This window comes from Streptomyces parvus (assembly GCF_014648875.1).
Lineage (GTDB): Bacteria > Actinomycetota > Actinomycetes > Streptomycetales > Streptomycetaceae > Streptomyces > Streptomyces parvus.
The window spans coordinates 57471-75288 of sequence record NZ_BMRY01000002.1 but is presented as its reverse complement, the minus strand read 5'-3'; the positions used below and the strand labels follow the sequence as shown (position 1 = coordinate 75288).

14 protein-coding genes are annotated in these 17818 nt (G+C 70.9%); 1 reads left to right on the top strand and 13 read right to left on the bottom strand.

The window, feature by feature from the left end:
* Positions 1–124 precede the first annotated feature (124 nt).
* The 4 genes from IE140_RS06480 to IE140_RS06465 all read right to left on the bottom strand — a co-directional run bounded on the left by IE140_RS06480 (position 125) and on the right by IE140_RS06465 (position 2986).
* Positions 125–1912, bottom strand: coding sequence for an LCP family protein (locus tag IE140_RS06480; RefSeq protein ID WP_189460181.1), 1788 nt, complete (start codon positions 1910–1912; stop codon positions 125–127).
* A 19-nt stretch (positions 1913–1931) separates the two neighbouring features.
* Complete coding sequence (nadD, locus tag IE140_RS06475; RefSeq protein WP_010070672.1) at positions 1932–2549, bottom strand: nicotinate-nucleotide adenylyltransferase; 618 nt, start codon at positions 2547–2549, stop codon at positions 1932–1934.
* A gap of 38 nt (positions 2550–2587) precedes the next feature.
* Positions 2588–2749 carry a hypothetical protein gene (locus IE140_RS06470; protein ID WP_006124375.1) on the bottom strand — a complete coding sequence of 54 codons (162 nt, stop codon included), beginning with the start codon at positions 2747–2749 and terminating at the stop codon, positions 2588–2590.
* Between the two features lie 84 nt (positions 2750–2833).
* Positions 2834–2986 carry a hypothetical protein gene (locus IE140_RS06465; RefSeq protein ID WP_006124376.1) on the bottom strand — a complete coding sequence of 51 codons (153 nt, stop codon included), beginning with the start codon at positions 2984–2986 and terminating at the stop codon, positions 2834–2836.
* 111 nt (positions 2987–3097) lie between these two features.
* On the opposite strand from IE140_RS06465, the gene IE140_RS06460 reads away from it, so the two are divergent.
* Positions 3098–4210, top strand: coding sequence for a M48 family metallopeptidase (locus IE140_RS06460; RefSeq protein WP_150198529.1), 1113 nt, complete (start codon positions 3098–3100; stop codon positions 4208–4210).
* Here the strand turns inward: IE140_RS06460 and IE140_RS06455 are convergent.
* The 9 genes from IE140_RS06455 to IE140_RS06415 form a co-directional block, all read right to left on the bottom strand.
* Complete coding sequence (locus IE140_RS06455; protein WP_150198531.1) at positions 4137–5273, bottom strand: SCO2583 family membrane protein; 1137 nt, start codon at positions 5271–5273, stop codon at positions 4137–4139. The genes IE140_RS06460 and IE140_RS06455 overlap by 74 nt on opposite strands.
* A 249-nt stretch (positions 5274–5522) precedes the next feature.
* Entirely contained in the window at positions 5523–6110 is a 588-nt protein-coding gene (locus IE140_RS06450; protein WP_093441674.1) for an SCO2584 family spore wall biosynthesis protein, read from the bottom strand.
* Between the two features lie 99 nt (positions 6111–6209).
* Positions 6210–7493 carry a glutamate-5-semialdehyde dehydrogenase gene (locus IE140_RS06445; RefSeq protein ID WP_150198523.1) on the bottom strand — a complete coding sequence of 428 codons (1284 nt, stop codon included), beginning with the start codon at positions 7491–7493 and terminating at the stop codon, positions 6210–6212.
* Positions 7494–7596: 103 nt separating this feature from the next.
* Positions 7597–8088 carry a DUF8830 family protein gene (locus IE140_RS06440; protein WP_100560595.1) on the bottom strand — a complete coding sequence of 164 codons (492 nt, stop codon included), beginning with the start codon at positions 8086–8088 and terminating at the stop codon, positions 7597–7599.
* A 128-nt stretch (positions 8089–8216) separates the two neighbouring features.
* Positions 8217–9371, bottom strand: coding sequence for a glutamate 5-kinase (proB, locus tag IE140_RS06435; RefSeq protein WP_006124382.1), 1155 nt, complete (start codon positions 9369–9371; stop codon positions 8217–8219).
* Between the two features lie 195 nt (positions 9372–9566).
* The gene (locus IE140_RS06430) at positions 9567–12335 is read right to left on the bottom strand and encodes a CDP-glycerol glycerophosphotransferase family protein (protein ID WP_150196546.1); all 2769 of its coding nucleotides are present in this window, start codon (positions 12333–12335) and stop codon (positions 9567–9569) included.
* 217 nt (positions 12336–12552) lie between these two features.
* Positions 12553–13791 (bottom strand): glycosyltransferase family 2 protein, encoded by a 1239-nt coding sequence (locus tag IE140_RS06425; RefSeq protein ID WP_150196545.1) that lies wholly within the window; start codon positions 13789–13791, stop codon positions 12553–12555.
* Positions 13792–13976: 185 nt separating this feature from the next.
* Positions 13977–16088 carry a hypothetical protein gene (locus IE140_RS06420; protein WP_229826714.1) on the bottom strand — a complete coding sequence of 704 codons (2112 nt, stop codon included), beginning with the start codon at positions 16086–16088 and terminating at the stop codon, positions 13977–13979.
* A 225-nt stretch (positions 16089–16313) separates the two neighbouring features.
* Positions 16314–17813 carry a bifunctional cytidylyltransferase/SDR family oxidoreductase gene (locus tag IE140_RS06415; protein ID WP_093441659.1) on the bottom strand — a complete coding sequence of 500 codons (1500 nt, stop codon included), beginning with the start codon at positions 17811–17813 and terminating at the stop codon, positions 16314–16316.
* Positions 17814–17818: the final 5 nt, after the last annotated feature.

Genomic DNA, 17818 nt, shown 5'->3' with positions numbered 1-17818 from the left:
GGCTTTCGTCGGCGGTCGGATGCAACCCCTAGGGTCTCACGGACCGCCGACAGAGCCTTACTGCGTTTCACCGGCGGGGCTCCGCCGGCCGCCGCCGAAGCAGCGGCCGACGGCCCCGAGCGGGCTACTGGACCTTGTAGTCCTGGCCGAGTACCGCGGACACGTCGGCGTTGGCGGCCGGCTCGCCCTTCTTCACGTCGTCCGCGGCGAGGCCCAGGGTCTTGGCCACCTCGACGGCCTTCTCCTTGTCCTCGGCGGACCGGTAGAGCACCACGGACGACGCCTCGGCCCCGGCCTTGCCGCTGTCCACGAAGGCGTAACCGCCGTTGACCAGCTGGACCCGGGCGGCCTCCGCGGCCTTCTGGTTCCCGGTGGCGTTGCGGACGGCGACCCGGAGCGGGGCTCCGTCCTCGGGGGCCTTCACCGTGCCGCCGAGGATGTCCTTGACGACGCCGCGGGTGTCCGCCTCGGTGAGCGTGCCGTCCGCCTGGACCGGCAGCAGGGCCGTCTTGTAGTCGCCGACCTTGGCCCGCGAGGCCAGCTTGGCGAGCGAGGCCCCGAGGTCCTTCTCGGGCAGCGACGGGTCGAGCACCTGGAGCAGGGTCTCGATGGTGACGGTGGCGGCCTTGGGGTCCTCGGAGATCTTGCGCAGGGTGGCCCGCATGACCTCGCCGAAGCGGGTCAGCTGCTTGGCCTCGGGCTCGCCCTCGGCGCGGTAGGTGGCGTACGCGACGGCCATCGGGCCGCTGAGTGTCTGGGCCTCGCCCTTGTTCACCAGGGGCGATTCGCCCTTCTTCGCGGCGGGCACCTCGGTGTCGGTGTCGACCTCGATGTTGCCGACCAGCTCGACGAGGTTCTCCAGGTACGGGGTGTCCAGCCGCCAGGTGCCGGTGATCCGGGTCCCCAGGAGGGTGTCGATCGCCTCGCGGGTGCCGGTCCTGCCGTCGTCCTCGACGGACTTGCCGAGCGTGGTGGTGGTCCCGTCGTCGCCCGCGACGGCGAGGGAGTTGGGCAGCAGGACGGTGGTGCCCTGCTTGGTGGTGGTGTTGTCGACGAGCAGCGCCGTGGAGGTGCCGCCCTTCTTCGTGTCGTGCAGGTGCACCACGATCATGTCGCGCTGCTGGGCCCCGGCGGCCACGGTCTTCTTCTCGTCCGGTCCGGACAGGCCCGGGATCATGTCGGCGGACCACAGATAGCCGACCCCGCCGACGACGACGAGAGCGGCGACGACTATCAGCGCGACCATGCGGTTGCGGCCCTTGCGCCGGGCCTCCTCGCGCCGCTCGCTGCGGCTCTCGGTGAACTTCAGCCAGTCGATGACGTCTTCGGAGTCCTCGTCGGGCTCCTCGATGAACGAGAACTGCTCGGTGCGGTAGTCGGGGGCGGGCTTGCGCTGCCCGGGAAGCGCGGCATCGGCCTCCGCCTCCGTCCCGGCCTCCTGCGGGGAGGGCTGGACGGGGGGCTGCGGCGGGGCCTGCTCCGGCGCGGGGGCGGCACCCTGCTGGGGGATGCTCCAGTGCTCGCCGGTGTCGACCGCGGAGGGCTGCTGCCCTGTGGCGTAGCCGTAGTCGGTGTAGGAGCCGTATCCGTACCCCTGATCGCCGCCCTGGCCCTGCTGCGCCTGGCCGTGGCCCTGCTGTGTCTGGCCCTGCTGACCGGTGGCGTAGGGGTCGTAGGCCGGCTGCTGCTGGGGGTTGCCGTACGCGTCGTAGCCGTAGCCGTAACCGGTGGTGTCCTGGGTCTGGTGGCCCTGACCATGGCCCTGCTGGGCGGCGTACGGGTCGTAGCCCTGGCCCTGCTGGTCGTGACCCTGCTGCCCCTGCTGCTGGTAGACCGGCTGCCCGTACGCGTCGTAGCCGACGATCTGCGGCTCCTGGTAGTACGGGTCGTACGGGTTCTGTCGGTCGTTCACCGGTGCCCCTCTCCGTGGCTCATTCGCCGCGGTACAGCTGGCGCTTGTCGATGTAGCGGACCACGCCGTCCGGCACCAGGTACCAGACCGGCTCCCCCTGCGCGACCCTCTCACGGCAGTCCGTGGACGAGATCGCCAGCGCGGGCACCTCCACGAGGGAGACACCGCCCTCGGGCAGTCCGTCGTCCGTGAGCACGTGACCCGGGCGGGTCACACCGATGAAGTGCGAGAGCGAGAACAGCTCCTCCGCGTCGCGCCAGGTGAGGATCTGGGACAACGCGTCGGCGCCGGTGATGAAGAAGAGGTCCGCGTCGCCGTGGACCTCGCGCAGGTCCCGCAGCGTATCGATGGTGTACGTCGGTCCGCCACGGTCGATGTCACTGCGGCTGACGGAGAACTGCGGGTTGGACGCGGTGGCGATGACCGTCATCAGATAACGGTCCTCGGCCGGGGAGACCTTCTTGTGGCTCTTCTGCCACGGCTGCCCGGTCGGGACGAAGACGACCTCGTCCAGATGGAACTGGGCGGCCACTTCACTGGCCGCCACCAGGTGTCCATGGTGGATCGGGTCGAATGTCCCGCCCATCACGCCGATACGGCGCTTGTCGGGGCCGGTAGGCACTTCCTGCTCTCCCATGCGTGCAGAGCCTACTGGCACAGCTGTGCGCCCCTGGCTCAGCGGTCGCGGTTGAAGCTGATGGTGATGAACAGAAGCAGCATCAGCGCGACGAAGGCCCCGGCGCCGACGAGGTAGGGGTTGAGGCTTTCGTGGTTGCCGCCGCCCTCGCCCCCGGAGGCGAGAGTGACCAGCTGGTGTGTGGTGCTCGTGAGGCTCATCTTCGGCAGGACCTATCGATCGTGAGTCGGAAGGAAGACGTCGGGGCCATCGTATGCGGGACCCTCGGGCACGCTCACGGCGACTCAGTCGTTGTTGTCGTCGTTGCGGTATCCACGCAGCAGGAACCAGGCGAGCAGCACCGCTCCGAGGATCGAGACGAGCAGCGCGATCCGGAGAGTGTCTCCCGGTCCCTGCTCCTGGGACGCGGCGGCGAGCAGTACGGCGGTGTGCGGCATTTCGGGCGCTCCTCAAAGTTATCCACAGCCCCCCGCACACCGTAGCGCCAGCACATACGCTGGGTTTTGTCCGGGGGACGAGCAACGTCTCGTACGAACAGGGGGCCATCCATGACCGAAGACAGTCACGAGAACGTGCCGAGCAGGCAGCGCCGGCGATTCCCCGGGATCTCCTCCCGGGCCTATGAGCACCCCGCCGACCGCTCGGCCCTGGTCGCCCTGCGCAAGCTGACCGGGTTCGACACCGTGTTCAAGGCGCTCAGCGGGCTGCTCCCGGAGCGGAGCCTGCGGCTGCTCTTCCTCTCCGATTCCGTCCGGGTGAGCGACGCGCAGTTCGCCCATCTCAACGACATGCTGCGCGACGCGTGTTACATCCTGGACCTGGAGAAGGTCCCGCCGATGTACGTGAAGCAGGACCCGCAGCCCAACGCCATGTGCATCGGGATGGACGAGCCGATCATCGTGGTCACCACGGGCCTGGTCGAGCTGCTCGACGAGGAGGAGATGCGGGCGGTGGTGGGCCACGAGGTGGGCCACGCACTCTCCGGTCACTCGGTGTACCGGACGATTCTGCTCTTCCTGACCAACCTCGCCGTGAAGGTCGCGTGGATCCCGCTGGGCAATGTGGCGATCATGGCGATCGTTACGGCGCTGCGCGAGTGGTTCCGCAAGTCGGAGCTGTCGGCGGACCGGGCGGGGCTGCTGGTGGGCCAGGACACCCGGGCCTCGATGCGCGGTCTGATGAAGATCGCGGGCGGCAACCACCTCCACGAGATGAATGTGGACGCCTTCCTCGCCCAGGCCGACGAGTACGAGAAGAGCGGCGACCTCCGCGACTCCGTCCTCAAGATCCTCAATGTGCTGCCCAGGACGCATCCGTTCACCGCCGTGCGGGCCGCCGAGCTGAAGAAGTGGTCGGAGACCCGCGAGTTCCAGCGGATCATGGACGGCCACTACCCCCGGCGCGACGAGGACAAGGACACCTCGGTGACCGACTCGTTCCGGCAGTCCGCGTCGCACTACGCGGACACGGTGCGCACCAGCAAGGACCCGCTGATGAAGCTGGTGGGCGACATCGCCGGGGGCGCGGGCGACCTGGGCGGCAAGCTGCGGGACAAGTTCACCGGAGGCGGCTCCGGCTCCTCCTCCGCTACGGGCGGGGACGGGGCGTCCGGTCGTTCTCAGGACCCGGAGGAGGGGAGCTCGGGGCCGTCGAAGGGCTGACGGCCGCCAGGGTCCCGCACAGGGCCGCCGTGGGCGGGCCCGAGGCGTACGGGTCGGTGGCGGCCGGGCCGCGGGCGTCCGCCTTCTCCCCGGCCAGGAGAGGGCGGAGCATCCCGGTCGCGTCGGCCGAGCAGGACTGCGGCCCGGCCTGGACCTGGGCGGTGCGCACCTCCAGGCGGTGCAGCCGCAGGTCCTCCCGGTCGAGGCGGAAGTGCAGCTCGCGCCGCACGGTGAACAGGGACGCGCCGTCCTTGCGCGGGGGGCCGTCCGCCGGGCGCAGGACGTAGGTGAAGGTGTGGTCCGAGACGACGCCGAGGACGCCCGCCGCCTCCTCCTCGTAGCGGAGGGTGCCCTGGACCCGGATCTGCGGGTCCGCGAGCTCCACCCGCTCCGGGTCGAAGCGGACGAGCCAGCCGGTGGCGGCTTGGCTCCCGTCGTCGGCCGGGTCGCTCAGGCTCCGTTCGAACTGGGGGCGCTGGTCCGGGTCGAGGAGGTGCTCGACGGGCCGGCGTACGGAGCCGGTGAGGACGTCGGGGTTGAGGGACGACTCCACCAGGTAGTCCTTGACCGTGGCGAGCGCGGCGGTGATCTGGCTGTCGGAGAAGTTCCGGGTGCGCTTCACGGCGGGGAAGTTGATGCCCTCCGCGCCCGTGCGGAATCCGGAGACCGGCTCGGCCCGGTACAGCTGCTCGGGTGATCCGCCCGGGACGGCACCACGGGGGGCCAGGGGGATGACGGTGGTCCGCAGGGGTTCGGCGCGGCGGGGGGCCGGCTGGGGATACGGGCTGCGGAACCCGATGTAGACGGCCACGGCGAAGGCCAGGGCGATGAGGACGACGAGGGCTATGGCGGCCCGGGAGCCGCCTCCGCCGCGGACGGGCGGCTGCTCCTCGGGGACGGTGCGGACGGCGCGGGCGTGGTCGCCCATCCGTTCCTGCGCCGAGTACTCCCGCATCCGGGCAGCCTGGATGAACGATTCGTCGAAGACGAGCGAGCGGTATTCGTCCTCGCCGCCCGCGGGGTTCTCGGGCGGGCCGTCCGGCGGTTCTGAGCGGCCTGTCATGACTTCTCTCCCGATCTCCACACCGGTCGGTTCGGTGCGCAACGGTCTGCTTCGGCCGAGCGGGGCGTGCGGCAGCGAGAAGCCCCCCTGGGAACGAGGGGTCACATCTTCAGGGTAGGTCGATTGCGGTCCGTGTAAACGCGGAGACCGCCGGGAAGTGCGGGGGCGGCGGGGGCCGCCGTCGGCGAACGGGTGACGGCAGGGGGCGGGGAGCCAGGGTCCTCGGGGGCCGGCCGCCCGGCGCCCGCCTCAGGGCACCCGGGGCTCGGCGGAGACCACGGGGCGGGAGTAGTCCGCGGAGGCCGACGGGGCGGCTCCGGGCTTGTCCACACCGCTGCTGGCGGGGGGAGGCAGCTGGTCCTGGCGGTTGTTCGACGCGCCCCGGTAGACCGCGCTGAAGGCGAGGGAGACCATGCCGACGCCCATCACCACGGCGAGCAGCCAGGCGACCGGCCGGTGCCAGCGGGCGGAGTTGCGGTAGGGGCGCAGGGAGCCGCCGTGGCGGCCGTAGGGCCCGGAGCCGTCGCCGTGGTCCCCGGAGCCGTCGTCCGGGTCGTAGTCGAGGTCCTGGGGGTCGTGGTAGCCCCGGGAGCCGCCGTAGCGGCCGTACTCGTCGTCGTCCGTGCGCCGGCTGCGGCGGGCGCGGGCCGCTTCGGCCTCGGCACGGGCCTCGGCGGCGGCGAGGAGGCGCTCCACTGCGGTGGGTTCGTGGACGGGCGCCGACCGGACGAAGTCCTCGTCGAACACCACGGAGGCGAAGTCCTCGTCCGCGCCCCCGCGGTCGTCGTCGGGCTCCCAGCCGTCAGGAAACGGCTTGCCCCCCACGTCGTCCGGCACGGTTTCAGCGTAGCCGGGCCGGGACCTTTTGGGCAGGGACCCCGCAAACTCCCCCGGATCGATACGGAGGGGGCGACCGCGGGCGGGCGGCGGCGCCGGCTAACGAGTGTGTCCGTCGCCCGTGACGATGTACTTCGTCGAGGTCAGCTCGGGCAGGCCCATCGGGCCGCGGGCGTGCAGCTTCTGGGTGGAGATGCCGATCTCGGCGCCGAAGCCGAACTGCCCGCCGTCCGTGAAGCGGGTGGAGGCGTTCACGGCGACCGTGGTCGAGTCGACCAACTGGGTGAAGCGGCGGGCGGCGGCCTGCGAGGTGGTGACGATCGCCTCGGTGTGGCCGGAGGACCAGAGCCGGATGTGGGCGACCGCCGCGTCCAGGGAGTCGACGACCGCCGCGGCGATGTCGTAGGAGAGGTATTCGGTCTCCCAGTCCTCGGTCGTCGCCGGGACCACGGTGGCCTTGGAGCCCTCGGCGCGCTCCAGGACGTGTTCGTCGCCGTGGACGGTGACCCCGGCCTCGGCCAGCGCGTCCAGGGCGATCGGCAGGAAGTCGTCCGCCACGTCCTTGTGGACGAGCAGGGTCTCGGCCGCGTTGCAGACGCTGGGGCGTTGGGCCTTGGAGTTGATCAGGATGTCGACGGCCATGGCCAGGTCCGTCTGCGCGTCGACGTAGACGTGGCAGTTGCCGGTGCCCGTCTCGATGACGGGGACGGTGGACTCCTCGACGACCGTGCGGATCAGGGAGGCGCCGCCGCGCGGGATGAGGACGTCGACGAGGCCGCGGGCCCGCATCAGCTCCGTCACGGAGTCACGGCTCTCGCCCGGGACGAGCTGCACCGCGTCGGCGGGGAGGCCGGAGCCGCCGACCGCGTCGCGCAGGACGCGGACGAGCGCGGTGTTGGAGGCGTAGGCGGAGGAGGAGCCGCGCAGCAGGACCGCGTTGCCGGACTTCAGGCAGAGGGCGGCGGCGTCGACGGTGACGTTGGGCCGGGCCTCGTAGATGATGCCGACCACGCCGAGCGGGACCCGGACCTGGCGGAGGTCGATGCCGTTGGGCAGGGTCGAGCCGCGCACCACTTCGCCGACCGGGTCGGGGAGGGCGGCGACGTCCCGTACGTCGGCGGCGATGGCGCGGATGCGGTCCGGGGTGAGGGTGAGGCGGTCGATGATGCCTTCGCTCGTCCCGGCCTCGCGGGCGCGCTCGACGTCCTCCGCGTTGGCCTCGACGATCTCGGCGGTCCGCACTTCCAGGGCGTCGGCGATGGCCAGCAGCGCGTCGTCCTTGGCCGCGCGCGGCAGGGGCGCGATGTCGGCGGAGGCGGCGCGGGCCCGGTAGGCGGCCTGCGTGACCGGGGAGAGGTTGTCGTAGGGCGAGAGCGTGGTCATGCCCGCAGAGTAATGCGCGCTCTGCGGGCATCCGTCACGTATCCCGTGATGCGAGACGGCCGACCGCCAGCCGGACGCCTCCCCGGGACCACCGGCGCGGCCGTCAGTACGGGTGGACGCCCACGGGGGCGGCGGGCGGCGGCCCGTAGCCCTCGGCGACCCGCAGGTGGTAGGTCTCCCGGTCGATGACTTCGAGGCCGACGATCTCCCAGGGCGGGAGCTGGGCGCTGGAGCGGTGCTCGCCCCACAGCCGCAGTGCGACGGCGGCCGCGTCGTGCAGGTCGCGGGCCTCTTCCCAGTAGCGGATCTCCGCGTGGTCGCCTGCGTAGCGGCTGGTCAGCAGGAAGGGATGGTCGTGCGCGAGCTGTTCCAGTCCGCGTCTGATCTCCGCGAGCGGAGTCTCCGCGCCCGACACGCTGAGGGTGATGTGCCAGAGTCTCGACTGCGGATGTTCCTCCTTCGCCGTCGTGACAGGCTCCCGTTCGGCGGTGTCCGACGGGAGGGGATTCCGGTCGAAATCCGCCCTCGCTCCGACACTCGTCAGGGCGCGGTTGGCCGTGCCTCGGGGCGGCGCCCCCGGGCGCGCTCGTCTCACCGGCGGCCTCCTGTGATGTGTTGCTGTGCGGTTCCCCTGTTTCCCCACTACAAAGTGGACCAGTCCACAGCCGGGCGTGGGGTGGTTTTGGTGAAGGTCCCCGCCGAAGAGCCGGACTTTCAGCCGATTCAGGGGGTGAGGCGCGGCGTGAGAAGGACCAGATCGTCCCTGTGTACGACCTCGCGCTCGTAGGCCGGCCCCAGTTCACGGGCCAGGTCCCGGGTGGAGCGGCCGAGCAGTTGGGGGATCTCCTTGGCGTCGAAGTTGACGAGTCCGCGGGCGACCGGGGTGCCGTGCGGGTCGCGCAGTTCGACCGGGTCGCCGGCGCTGAACTCGCCCTCGACGGCGGAGATTCCGGCGGGCAGCAGCGAGGTGCGCCGCTCCACCACGGCCCGTACGGCGCCGTCGTCGAGGGTGAGCGCGCCCTGCGGGGTGGAGGCGTGGGCGAGCCACAGGAGCCGGTCGGCGGAGCGGCGGCCGGTGCGGTGGAAGTACGTGCCGGTGTCGCGGCCGGCGAGGGCGTCGGCGGCGCGGCTGGCGGAGGTGAGGACGACGGGGACGCCGGCGGCGGTGGCGATGTTGGCGGCCTCGACCTTGGTGACCATGCCGCCGGTGCCCACGCCCGCCTTCCCGGCGCTGCCGATGGTGACGCCGGCCAGGTCGTCGGGGCCGGTGACCTCGGCGATCCGGGAGGCGCCGGGGGTGCCGGGCGGTCCGTCGTAGAGGCCGTCCACGTCGGAGAGCAGGACGAGGAGGTCGGCGTGGACGAGGTGGGCGACGAGGGCGGCGAGCCGGTCGTTGTCGCCGAAGCGGATCTCGTCGGTGGCGACGGTGTCGTTCTCGTTGACGACGGGGACGGCGCCCATCTCCAGGAGCTTGTCCAGGGTGCTGTAGGCGTTGCGGTAGTGGCCGCGGCGGCTGGTGTCGTCGGCGGTGAGGAGTACCTGGCCGACGCGGACGCCGTAGCGGGCGAAGGAGGCGGTGTAGCGGGCGACGAGGAGGCCCTGTCCGACGCTGGCGGCGGCCTGCTGGCGGGCCAGGTCCTTGGGCCGGCGGACGAGGCCGAGCGGGGCGAGTCCGGCGGCGATGGCTCCGCTGGAGACGAGGACGACCTCGCGTTCGCCGCCGTCCCTGACCTTGGCCAGGACGTCGACGAGGGCGTCGACCCGGTCGGCGTCGAGGCCGCCGGAGGCGGTGGTGAGCGAGGAGGAGCCGACCTTGACGACGACTCTGCGGGCGCCGGTCACCGCCGCCTCTCGGTGCGACGGCCTCTGCTCTGCCACGTGCTTCCTCGCTCTGGATCGCCCCGGTGTCCGATGAGGGCGTCGGAACCTGTCGGCCGGTGCCGCCCCCGGCACGTCACAGTACGCGAGCGGCCGCCCCCGCCGCCTGCCCGTTCCGCTCGGTGGACGTCCGGCGCGGGGCCGGGGACGTCCGGTGGGCGGGGTTCGGGCGGGCGGCGGGGGCGGCCGGTGGGCTCAGCTCTGCTGCTCGTCCTTGACGGCGAGCATCCGGTCGACGACCCGGGCGGCGGCGCGGCCGTCGGAGGGCTCGCAGAAGTCGACCCGGAACTGGGCGTACTTCTCCTTGTACTCCTCGCTGACCGCGTCGATGTTCCGGATCGCCGAGACCAGGTCCTCGGAGGTCTTGATCAGCGGGCCGGGGGCGCGGGAGGTGAAGTCGAAGTAGAAGCCGCGCAGGGTGTCGCGGTAGTGCTCCAGGTCGTACGTGAAGAAGAGCATCGGACGCCCGGAGTGCGCGAAGTCGAACAGCACCGAGGAGTAGTCCGTGATCATCACGTCGGCGATCAGGTAGAGGTCGGCGATGTCCGGGTAGTACGTGACGTCGTAGACGAAACCCTGTCCGGCGCCGGGGATGGAGTCGAGGACCTTGTGGTGCTTGCGGTAGAGCAGCACGTGGTCCTCGCCGAGCTCGCGCTGGGCGGCCTCGACGTCGATCTTGTTGTCGAGCTTGAAGCGGCGGCCGCCGTAGCGCTGGTCGTCGCGCCAGGTGGGTGCGTACAGGACGACCTTCTTGTCCGCGGGGATGCCGAGCTTCTCCCGTACGGCCGCGGCGCGCTTGACGCGGTCGGGGGCGTGGAAGACGTCGTTGCGCGGGTAGCCCGCCTCCAGGACCTCGCACTGGAGGCGGAAGGAGTTGGTCATGATCGGGGTGGTGAAGGCGTTCGGCGTGATGAACAGGCTGTACTGGCGCGAGCGCTGCGGGAGGCTCGCGATGTAGGCCAGGTTCGCCTTCGGGGTGCCGAGGAGGTCGGCGCCGATGCGCTTGAGCGGGGTGCCGTGCCAGGTCTGGACGACGACCTGGCCCTCGCGGCGGACGAACCACTCGCGGATGCCGCCGTTGGTGACGACGTACCGGCTGCGGGCCAGTGCCTCGTACCACTCCTCGCTGCCCCACTCGACGCCCCGGACGCCGGGCGGCAGCACGACCTGCTGGTCGTGGACCATGGCGATGTGCTCGACCTCGGTGCCGCGGCGCTTGAGCTCCTCGTAGACCGCGCGGGGCGAGTCGGAGAACTGCTTGCCGCCGAAGCTGTTGTAGAGCACGGCCTCGCGCAGGGGCAGCTTGCGCTGCTCGGGGGTGTAGACGTCGCGCATCAGGCGCTGGCGGTAGGCGCCACGCAGCTCCGGGCCGAGGACCGGGCCGGACTCCACGAAGATACGGTCGAAGTCGACCCGCTCGACGGTGTACGTGCGGTGCTCGCCCCGGTGGGCCAGCGGGAGCGTGCCGACGAGGTCGGGGCGGACGGTGACGGGCAGGTCGCGCGTGTGGTCCCACTCGGTGGTGCGGCGCAGCCGCGGCATCCAGCGGCCGGCACGCAGCGAGACGGTGCCCTCGTAGGTGGGCATGGTGTCCGGGCGCAGCCGGGCGGTGAAGCGGCCGTCGGCGAACTCGACGGGCAGCGGACGGTCCTCGTTGCGGCCGGTGTGGCGCAGGACCATCTTCATCTGCTCGGCGGGGCCGGTGTAGACGCCGGTCAGGACCAGTTCGCCGTCGGCGCTCCACTCGACGCCGTCGACGACCGGCTGGACCGTGCGCACCTGCGGGGTGAAGTTACCCGCGCCGTCGGTGAGGATCGCCAGCTCGCGGCCGGCGGGCAGCGGGTGGACGCCGGTGACGGGGCCGGTGCCGTTGGTGGCGCGGCGGGTGGTGCCGTCGGCGAAGACGATGAGCGTGCGGTACTTGACGGCCTTGCCGGGCCGTACGCCGTCGGCGGGCAGATCGGCCAAGGGCAGCCGCGCGGTGTGGCGGAGCCAGCCGTCGGCGCCGGTCTCGCCCTGCTGGAGCGGCAGGTCGGTGGCGAAGCCGCTGGGCTCGTGGTCGATGCGCAGGGCGGTGGGGTACTTGCCCGCCGGGGTGGTGACGCGGGAGCGCAGGGTGACGGTGAGGGTATCGCCGTCGGCTTCCTGGGCGATGATCTCGGCCGGGACGACATCGACGGAGAGCCTCAGCCGGTTGCGGTCGAAGCCGGCAACGAGGCGGACGCCGTCGTCGAGGGTCCGGGTGAGGCTGTGTCCGGCCGCTCCCGCGTTGTTCTTGGTGATGCTGCCGACGGACATACCGCCGGGGCGCGGGATACCGATGCCCAGGCGCCAGGTGCCGGGCTGCCACTGGCCGCGCACCCGGAGGCGGGACGGATCGACGGCGATCTCGAAGCCGGACCAGTCGTAGTTGTGCAGTGCGCCCTTGGCCTCGGCGGTGGCGCGGGGCTCCTCGACCGTGCGCAGCCGCAGCGGGAGGGTGGAGCGGCTGCCCTGGCGGCGGAGCACGGCGACGCGCAGCGAGCGCTTGCCGGTGGCCGAGGGAACGTTGGGGATGTAGGCGTAGCCCTTGATCTGGAGCTTGCCGTCCTCCCAGGCAAGGCCGAGGAGCTTGCCGCGCACGGGGAGCTCGCTGCGGTTGAAGTTGCGCACGGAGGAGGGGAGCGAGGAGCTCTCGACGCCGGGCAGCTCGATGCGGGCGCGCCTCAGGCCGCGGACGGAGAAGGCTCCCGGGTTCTCGCGCTCGTAGTGCAGCAGGTCGACCAGTTCGTCGCCGCGCCCGCTGGCGGCCAGGTGCCATTTGACCCGGGCCATCGGAGAGAACTGCCGGACGACCTTCGGGGCGGCTTGGGCCAGGAAGTCCTTGGCCGCCCGGTGGAATTCGGGGCGCTCCTCGACCGGAGTCTCCGGGAAATACTTCATGAGCCGACTGAGCTCGTCGGGGATCGCTTCGAGGGACGCCACGGGGGGAAGGCCTTTCCGGGGGGACGTGCAGATCATGAACCCCAGGGAGACGGGGCGTTAATGAGACGTGTTCAACGGTCTCATGGTTGCCCCACAGTATGACGTGACACCTCTCACAGGACGAACTCGCCCTGGTCGGCGCCCAGGACGGGAAGGCGCGTCCGAGGGCTGGCCGGGAGCCCCGGCGAGGGCTCCCGGCCAGCCCTCGAACTGCCGGTCAGACGCGGTGTGCGCGGGGGGTGCGCAGGGCGCTGAGCACGGTCCGGCGGGCCTTGCGGACCACTCGCCGGGCGAAGGACGGGCGGGGCCCCCGCTGCGGCGCCTCGATCCGCCGTCCGCCGACCCATTCCGTGACGGTCACCTCGTAAGCGCTGTCGGGGAGCACGGAACTCTCGCCGAAGTGCGGGTAGGCGAGGTGCGGACGGGGCGGGTTTCCCCGGCGGACGATCTCGGGCTCCTTCTTGTCGCGCAGGAAGGCGGCGATCTCCAGGAGCAGGTCGAGCCGGCCCGCGGCGAGGCACATCAGCCGCAGCCGTTCGTTCACCTTGAGGTTGCGGCCGAGCCCCGGCGTCCAGTAAGCCTTCATCAGGGGGGCCGCGAGCGCCATCTTCCGCTCGCGGACCTTGGCCTTCTGCTTCACCAGTCCGGGGCCGAACTGCGGCAGCAGGGTGATGACGAAGGGGCGCACCATCAGGGTGTCGCGCCGAGGGCCCGGGGGCACGTACTCGGCGATGAGTCCCATGAGGGCGCGGGCCGAGTCGAAGCGGCGCTGGAAGCCGCCCTTCTTGGTCATCTGGTTGCGGTCCTCGCGGCCCACCAGGTAGTAGCAGGTGTAGTCGGCGACGACGGAGATCCCGTTGCCGCGCAGATACGCCTCCATCGTGAACAGGGCGTCCTCGCCCGTCTTGAGCTTCTCGTCGAAGGCCATGCCGAGGCGTACGAGCAGGTCCCGCCGGAACAGTTTCTGCGCGCTCAGGGTGAACTTGATGTTGGAGGAGTACAGGTCGGCACGCTCGACGGTCTCTTTCCACATCGACTTCGCGGCACCGCGATTGACGCCGACGATCTTCCCGAGGACCACGTCCGTGCCCGCCCGGTCCCCCATGGCGACCATGCGCTCCAGGGCTTCCTCGCCGAAGTAGTCGTCCGCGTCGAGGAAGAAGACGTACCGGCCGCGGGCGAGGTCGAGACCCCGGTTGCGCGGGCCGCTGGGCCCGCCGGAATTCGGCTGCCGGACGACTCTCATGGGGATCGCGGTCCGGGCGGCGAACTCCTCCAGGAAGGCGCCAGTGCCGTCGGTGGAGCCGTCGTCGATGGCGACGATCTCCATGCGGTCCGCGCCGATGGTCTGCGCCTCGACGGACTCCAGGCACCGGACCAGGTAGGGCATCGCGTCATACGCCCCGATGATCACACTGACATCGGGCTCGTGGTTCTTCCTGGGCATGTCGGCCATGTGCACCTGTCGATTTGATCACGAAAGGAGGCAGATTGCCCGGCTGTGCAACTTTCATGCATCAACATGCCGAACGACCCGTACGCCCCTCCCTCAGGAGAGACGTACGGGTCGCGGTCGGGGTTGCCTGCTTTTCAGCCAGTTCGATCAGACGTACGGCGTGCGACCGTGCGATTGCACGGCGCTCAGCGCACGGACGGGGTCCCCTCGCGGAGCGCGGCCTTCGCCTCGCCCCCAGCCGCGTCGGCCTCCGGAGCGTCCGGGTCCGCCGCAGCGTCGGCCTCGACGGCCGCCTGCGGATCGCCGGTGCCGACGCCGCTGATGACGGCCTCCGCGTCCGGCACCGCCACGGCCTGCTCACCGATCCGCTGGGCGACGGCCAGGTTACGGGCCTCGGCCTTGGCAGCCAGAGCCCGTACGGCGGCGTTGAACTGCTCCATGGAGGTCGGCTCGTCCGGGCCCAGGAGGTAGGTCTTCAGCTCACGCCGGGCATCCGCCAGCGTGTCCGCCGCCGGGTCGGCCACCGCGGCCAGCAGCGCGTCCAGCTCCTCGGCGCCGTTGGACAGGATGACCGCGGCGCGCACCGCGGTGTTCTGTCGCTTGAACTCCTCGGTCCCGAGCGCGGCCGAGTCGGTGACCGCATACGGCTTGCCGCTCGCGATGAAGTCGGAGACCACACTGGAGATGTCCGAAACCATGGCGTCGGACTCGTTGAAGCAGTCGTACAGCTTGGGCTGCGCGCCGGCCACCGTACGGTGCTCCCACCAGCCGAAGGAGCGCCAGTAGGCGTCGTTCCACTCGGCCCTCAGGCGTACGGTCTCCGCCTCCCGGACCGGGTCGGCGAGCGAGAGCCGCGACTCCTCCGCGTCGTCGCCGCCCGCGCGGCCGGTGGCCGCGAGCTGCGCGAGCCGCGCCTCGATCCGGGCCAGCTCGGCCTTGGCGGCGCTCTGCCCGGCGGCGGCCGACGATGCCTCCTTCGCCCAGCGGGGCTCCGCCGCGCGCTCGGCTGCGGCCTTCGCCAGCATGGCCCGGATCCGGGCATTGACGGCCTTGGCCTTGGCGCTGCGGATGCCGGTGAACGGGTGCGGCTTGTAGATGATCCGGACCGGGTCGGCGGCGTTCAGCAGCCGGCGCACGATGTTCTCGCCCGCCAGCAGCAGGGAGGTGTTGCCCGGGTTGTCGTCCCAGCCCTCCCAGGTGGGCGCGTACAGCACGGTCGGGATGGGGTTCTTGACCGTGCCCGTCCAGCTCTTGATGGGCTCCAGCTGCGGGCGCCCGACCTCGACGATGTCCTCGTCGCGGATCCCCACATCGGCCAGCGCGTAGCGGTCGCGGCCGGCCCGGCCCGCCGTCCACACCTCGTCGTACACCTTGGAGTAGGGGTTCACGCTGGCGAGCTTGTCGCTGTCGCCGTGGCCGATGAAGACGTGCTTCATGGTCGGGACGCGCAGGATGTGGATGTTCTTGCCCACGTTCGCGGGGTAGAGGCAGACCCGCACCGTGGAGAGGTCCAGGTTCATCAGGTGGGTCCCCGCCGGGACGCAGATCACCGGGACCGAGGTCTCGGCGAGCTGCGGGACGAGACCGCGCTCCCGCATGATGATCAACGGGCGGCCCTCGACCCGGCTCATGGTCTCCAGCCACATGTTGCCCTGGTAGGCGGACTCGTTGGAGCCGGAGAAGTAGAGCACGACCGTCGGCTGGTACTCACGCAGCCAGCTGTCGACGGCCTTGAGGACGGCGGGGGCCGGAGGAGCCAGTCGGCCGCGGCGCACGTACGGGACGAGCAGCGCGAGGTAGAGCAGGGCCAGCAGCAGCGTCAGGCCGATGCCCGCATAGCCGATGACGTCCTCACCGGTCCCGGCGGCGATCAGCACGCCCACCACGGCCGGAACATCGAGGTGCAGCATCTTCTCCGCGGAGCGCCGCAGCAGCGCGCCGGGCGGGGCGTCGGGGATGCGGACCGCGTGCAGGTCCACGTTGCGGGTGACGACCGGCATGGTGCGGCGGAGCCGGATCAGGGTCGTCATGGCCCCGTGCGGCGCCTGGAGCCCGTAGAAGAGCAGGAAGCAGGCCACCGCCGCGTAGAACAGCGGCGACTCGGCGAGGTCCAGGCGGGCCAGCAGCAGGATGACCATCAGCTGCCGGAGCAGGAAGCGGATCGACAGCCCGGCCCGCACCTTGCCGAGCCGGTTGATCAGATAGCTCCCCCGCTGGTGCAGATACCAGTCCGCGACGTACGTGACAGCTGTGGCCGCCGCGAAGAACCAGACGTTCGGAATGAGCGCGGCGAGCATGACGCAGGGATATCCCAGCCCCATCAACACTGCTGCCGCCAGTTCTGACCTGCTGCCCACACGGGCCAGGCGAATGGCTGTCGAGATCACGAAGAACCTGCTCCAGGGGGTGCCGGTTGATTCACGTATTGGCGGAAATGTGAAGGTGCGGCTTCACGCATTCGGGCCTCTGTCATCGCGCAAAGCGACAACAGAGGCCCGGAAAATCACATTTGTCAAGAATTATTACACATCTGCTTGACGGTCCAGCACGGAGGCCAGGGCCTGCTCGAAGCCCGAGGACTCGGCGGCACCCGCCGTCGGGTCCTGCTGCCGTACGTCGATGACGTGGCCGGTCAGCTCGGAGAGCAGGACGTCCAGCGAGGTGCGCGCCACGGCCTCCGAGGAGAGCAGCGAGCCCTCGGGCTCCTGGCCGAACGCCTTGGTCCGCATCGGGGTCGCGGTGCGCTCGGGGTTGACGCAGTTGACCCGGATGCCCTCGCCCGCCCACTCGTCGGCGAGCGCCTGGGTGAGGTTGACCATGGCGGCCTTGGTGGAGGAGTAGAGGCTGTACTCGGCGCGGCCCCGGGTGTAGCTGCTGGAGGTGTAGAGCAGCAGCTGGCCCTGGGTCTCCGCCAGGTACTTGTACGAGGCGCGGGCGATCTGGACGGGGGCCAGGTAGTTGACGTTCAGCGCTTCCTGGATCGTCGTGTTGTCGGTCTCGGCCAGCTTGCCGATCCGCAGCACGCCCGCGGTGTTGATGACGTAGTCGATGCGGCCGGTCTCGCCGTACGCCTTGGAGAGCGCGTCGTCCACGTGCTCCGGGTTCTCGACGTGCGTCCCGGTGGTGGAGCGGCCGAGCGCGTAGACCTTCGCGCCGTAGCTCTCGGCGAGGGCGGCGATGTCGGCGCCGATGCCGTACGAACCACCGAAGACGACGAGGGTCTTGCCGGTGAGCAGCTCCCGGTAGGCGGCCTCGTCGGCCTGGCGCGGGGCGGCGGTGGAGGCCAGCTGGAAGAGCTTGTCGGTGATGAAGACGTCGACCGGCTGGGTCACCTTCATGTTGTACTCGTCGCCCGCGACCACGAAGATCGGCACGTCGGGGAGGTACTTGAGGACCACCGAACAGTCGTCGGTGGCCTGGAAGTTGGGGTCTCCCGCCGCGACCTCGTACGCCTTGCGGATCGTGGAGAGCTTGAAGGCCTGCGGCGTCTGGCCGCGGCGCAGCCGGGAGCGGTCGGGCACGTCGGTGATGAACTCGCCGTCCTCACCGTGCGTACGCGTCACGATGATCGTGTCCGCGGACGGGATGGCGACGTCGACGGCCTGGTAGCGCTCCAGCGCGTCGACGCAGTCCTTGATCACACGCTGTGACAGCAGGGGGCGGACCGCGTCATGGAAGAGGACGTTGCGGTCCTCGCCCTCGGCGAGACCCTCGCCGAGTGCCGCGATGGCGCGCTCGGTGGTCTCGTTGCGGGTGTTGCCGCCCTCGATGATCCGGGTGACCTTGCGCAGTCCGGCCTTCGCGACGATCTTCTCGACGTCGGGGACGAAACCGGGCGCCATCAGCACGATGACGTCGTCGATGCCCTCGGCGTTCTCGAAGATGGTCAGCGTGTGCTCGATGACGGCCTTACCGGCGATCTTCAGCAGCTGCTTGGGGATCGAGAGGCCGACGCGCTGACCGGTCCCACCGGCGAGCACGACCGCTGTGGTCCGGGGCTTGGCTTCATGCGGCACAGACACAGACG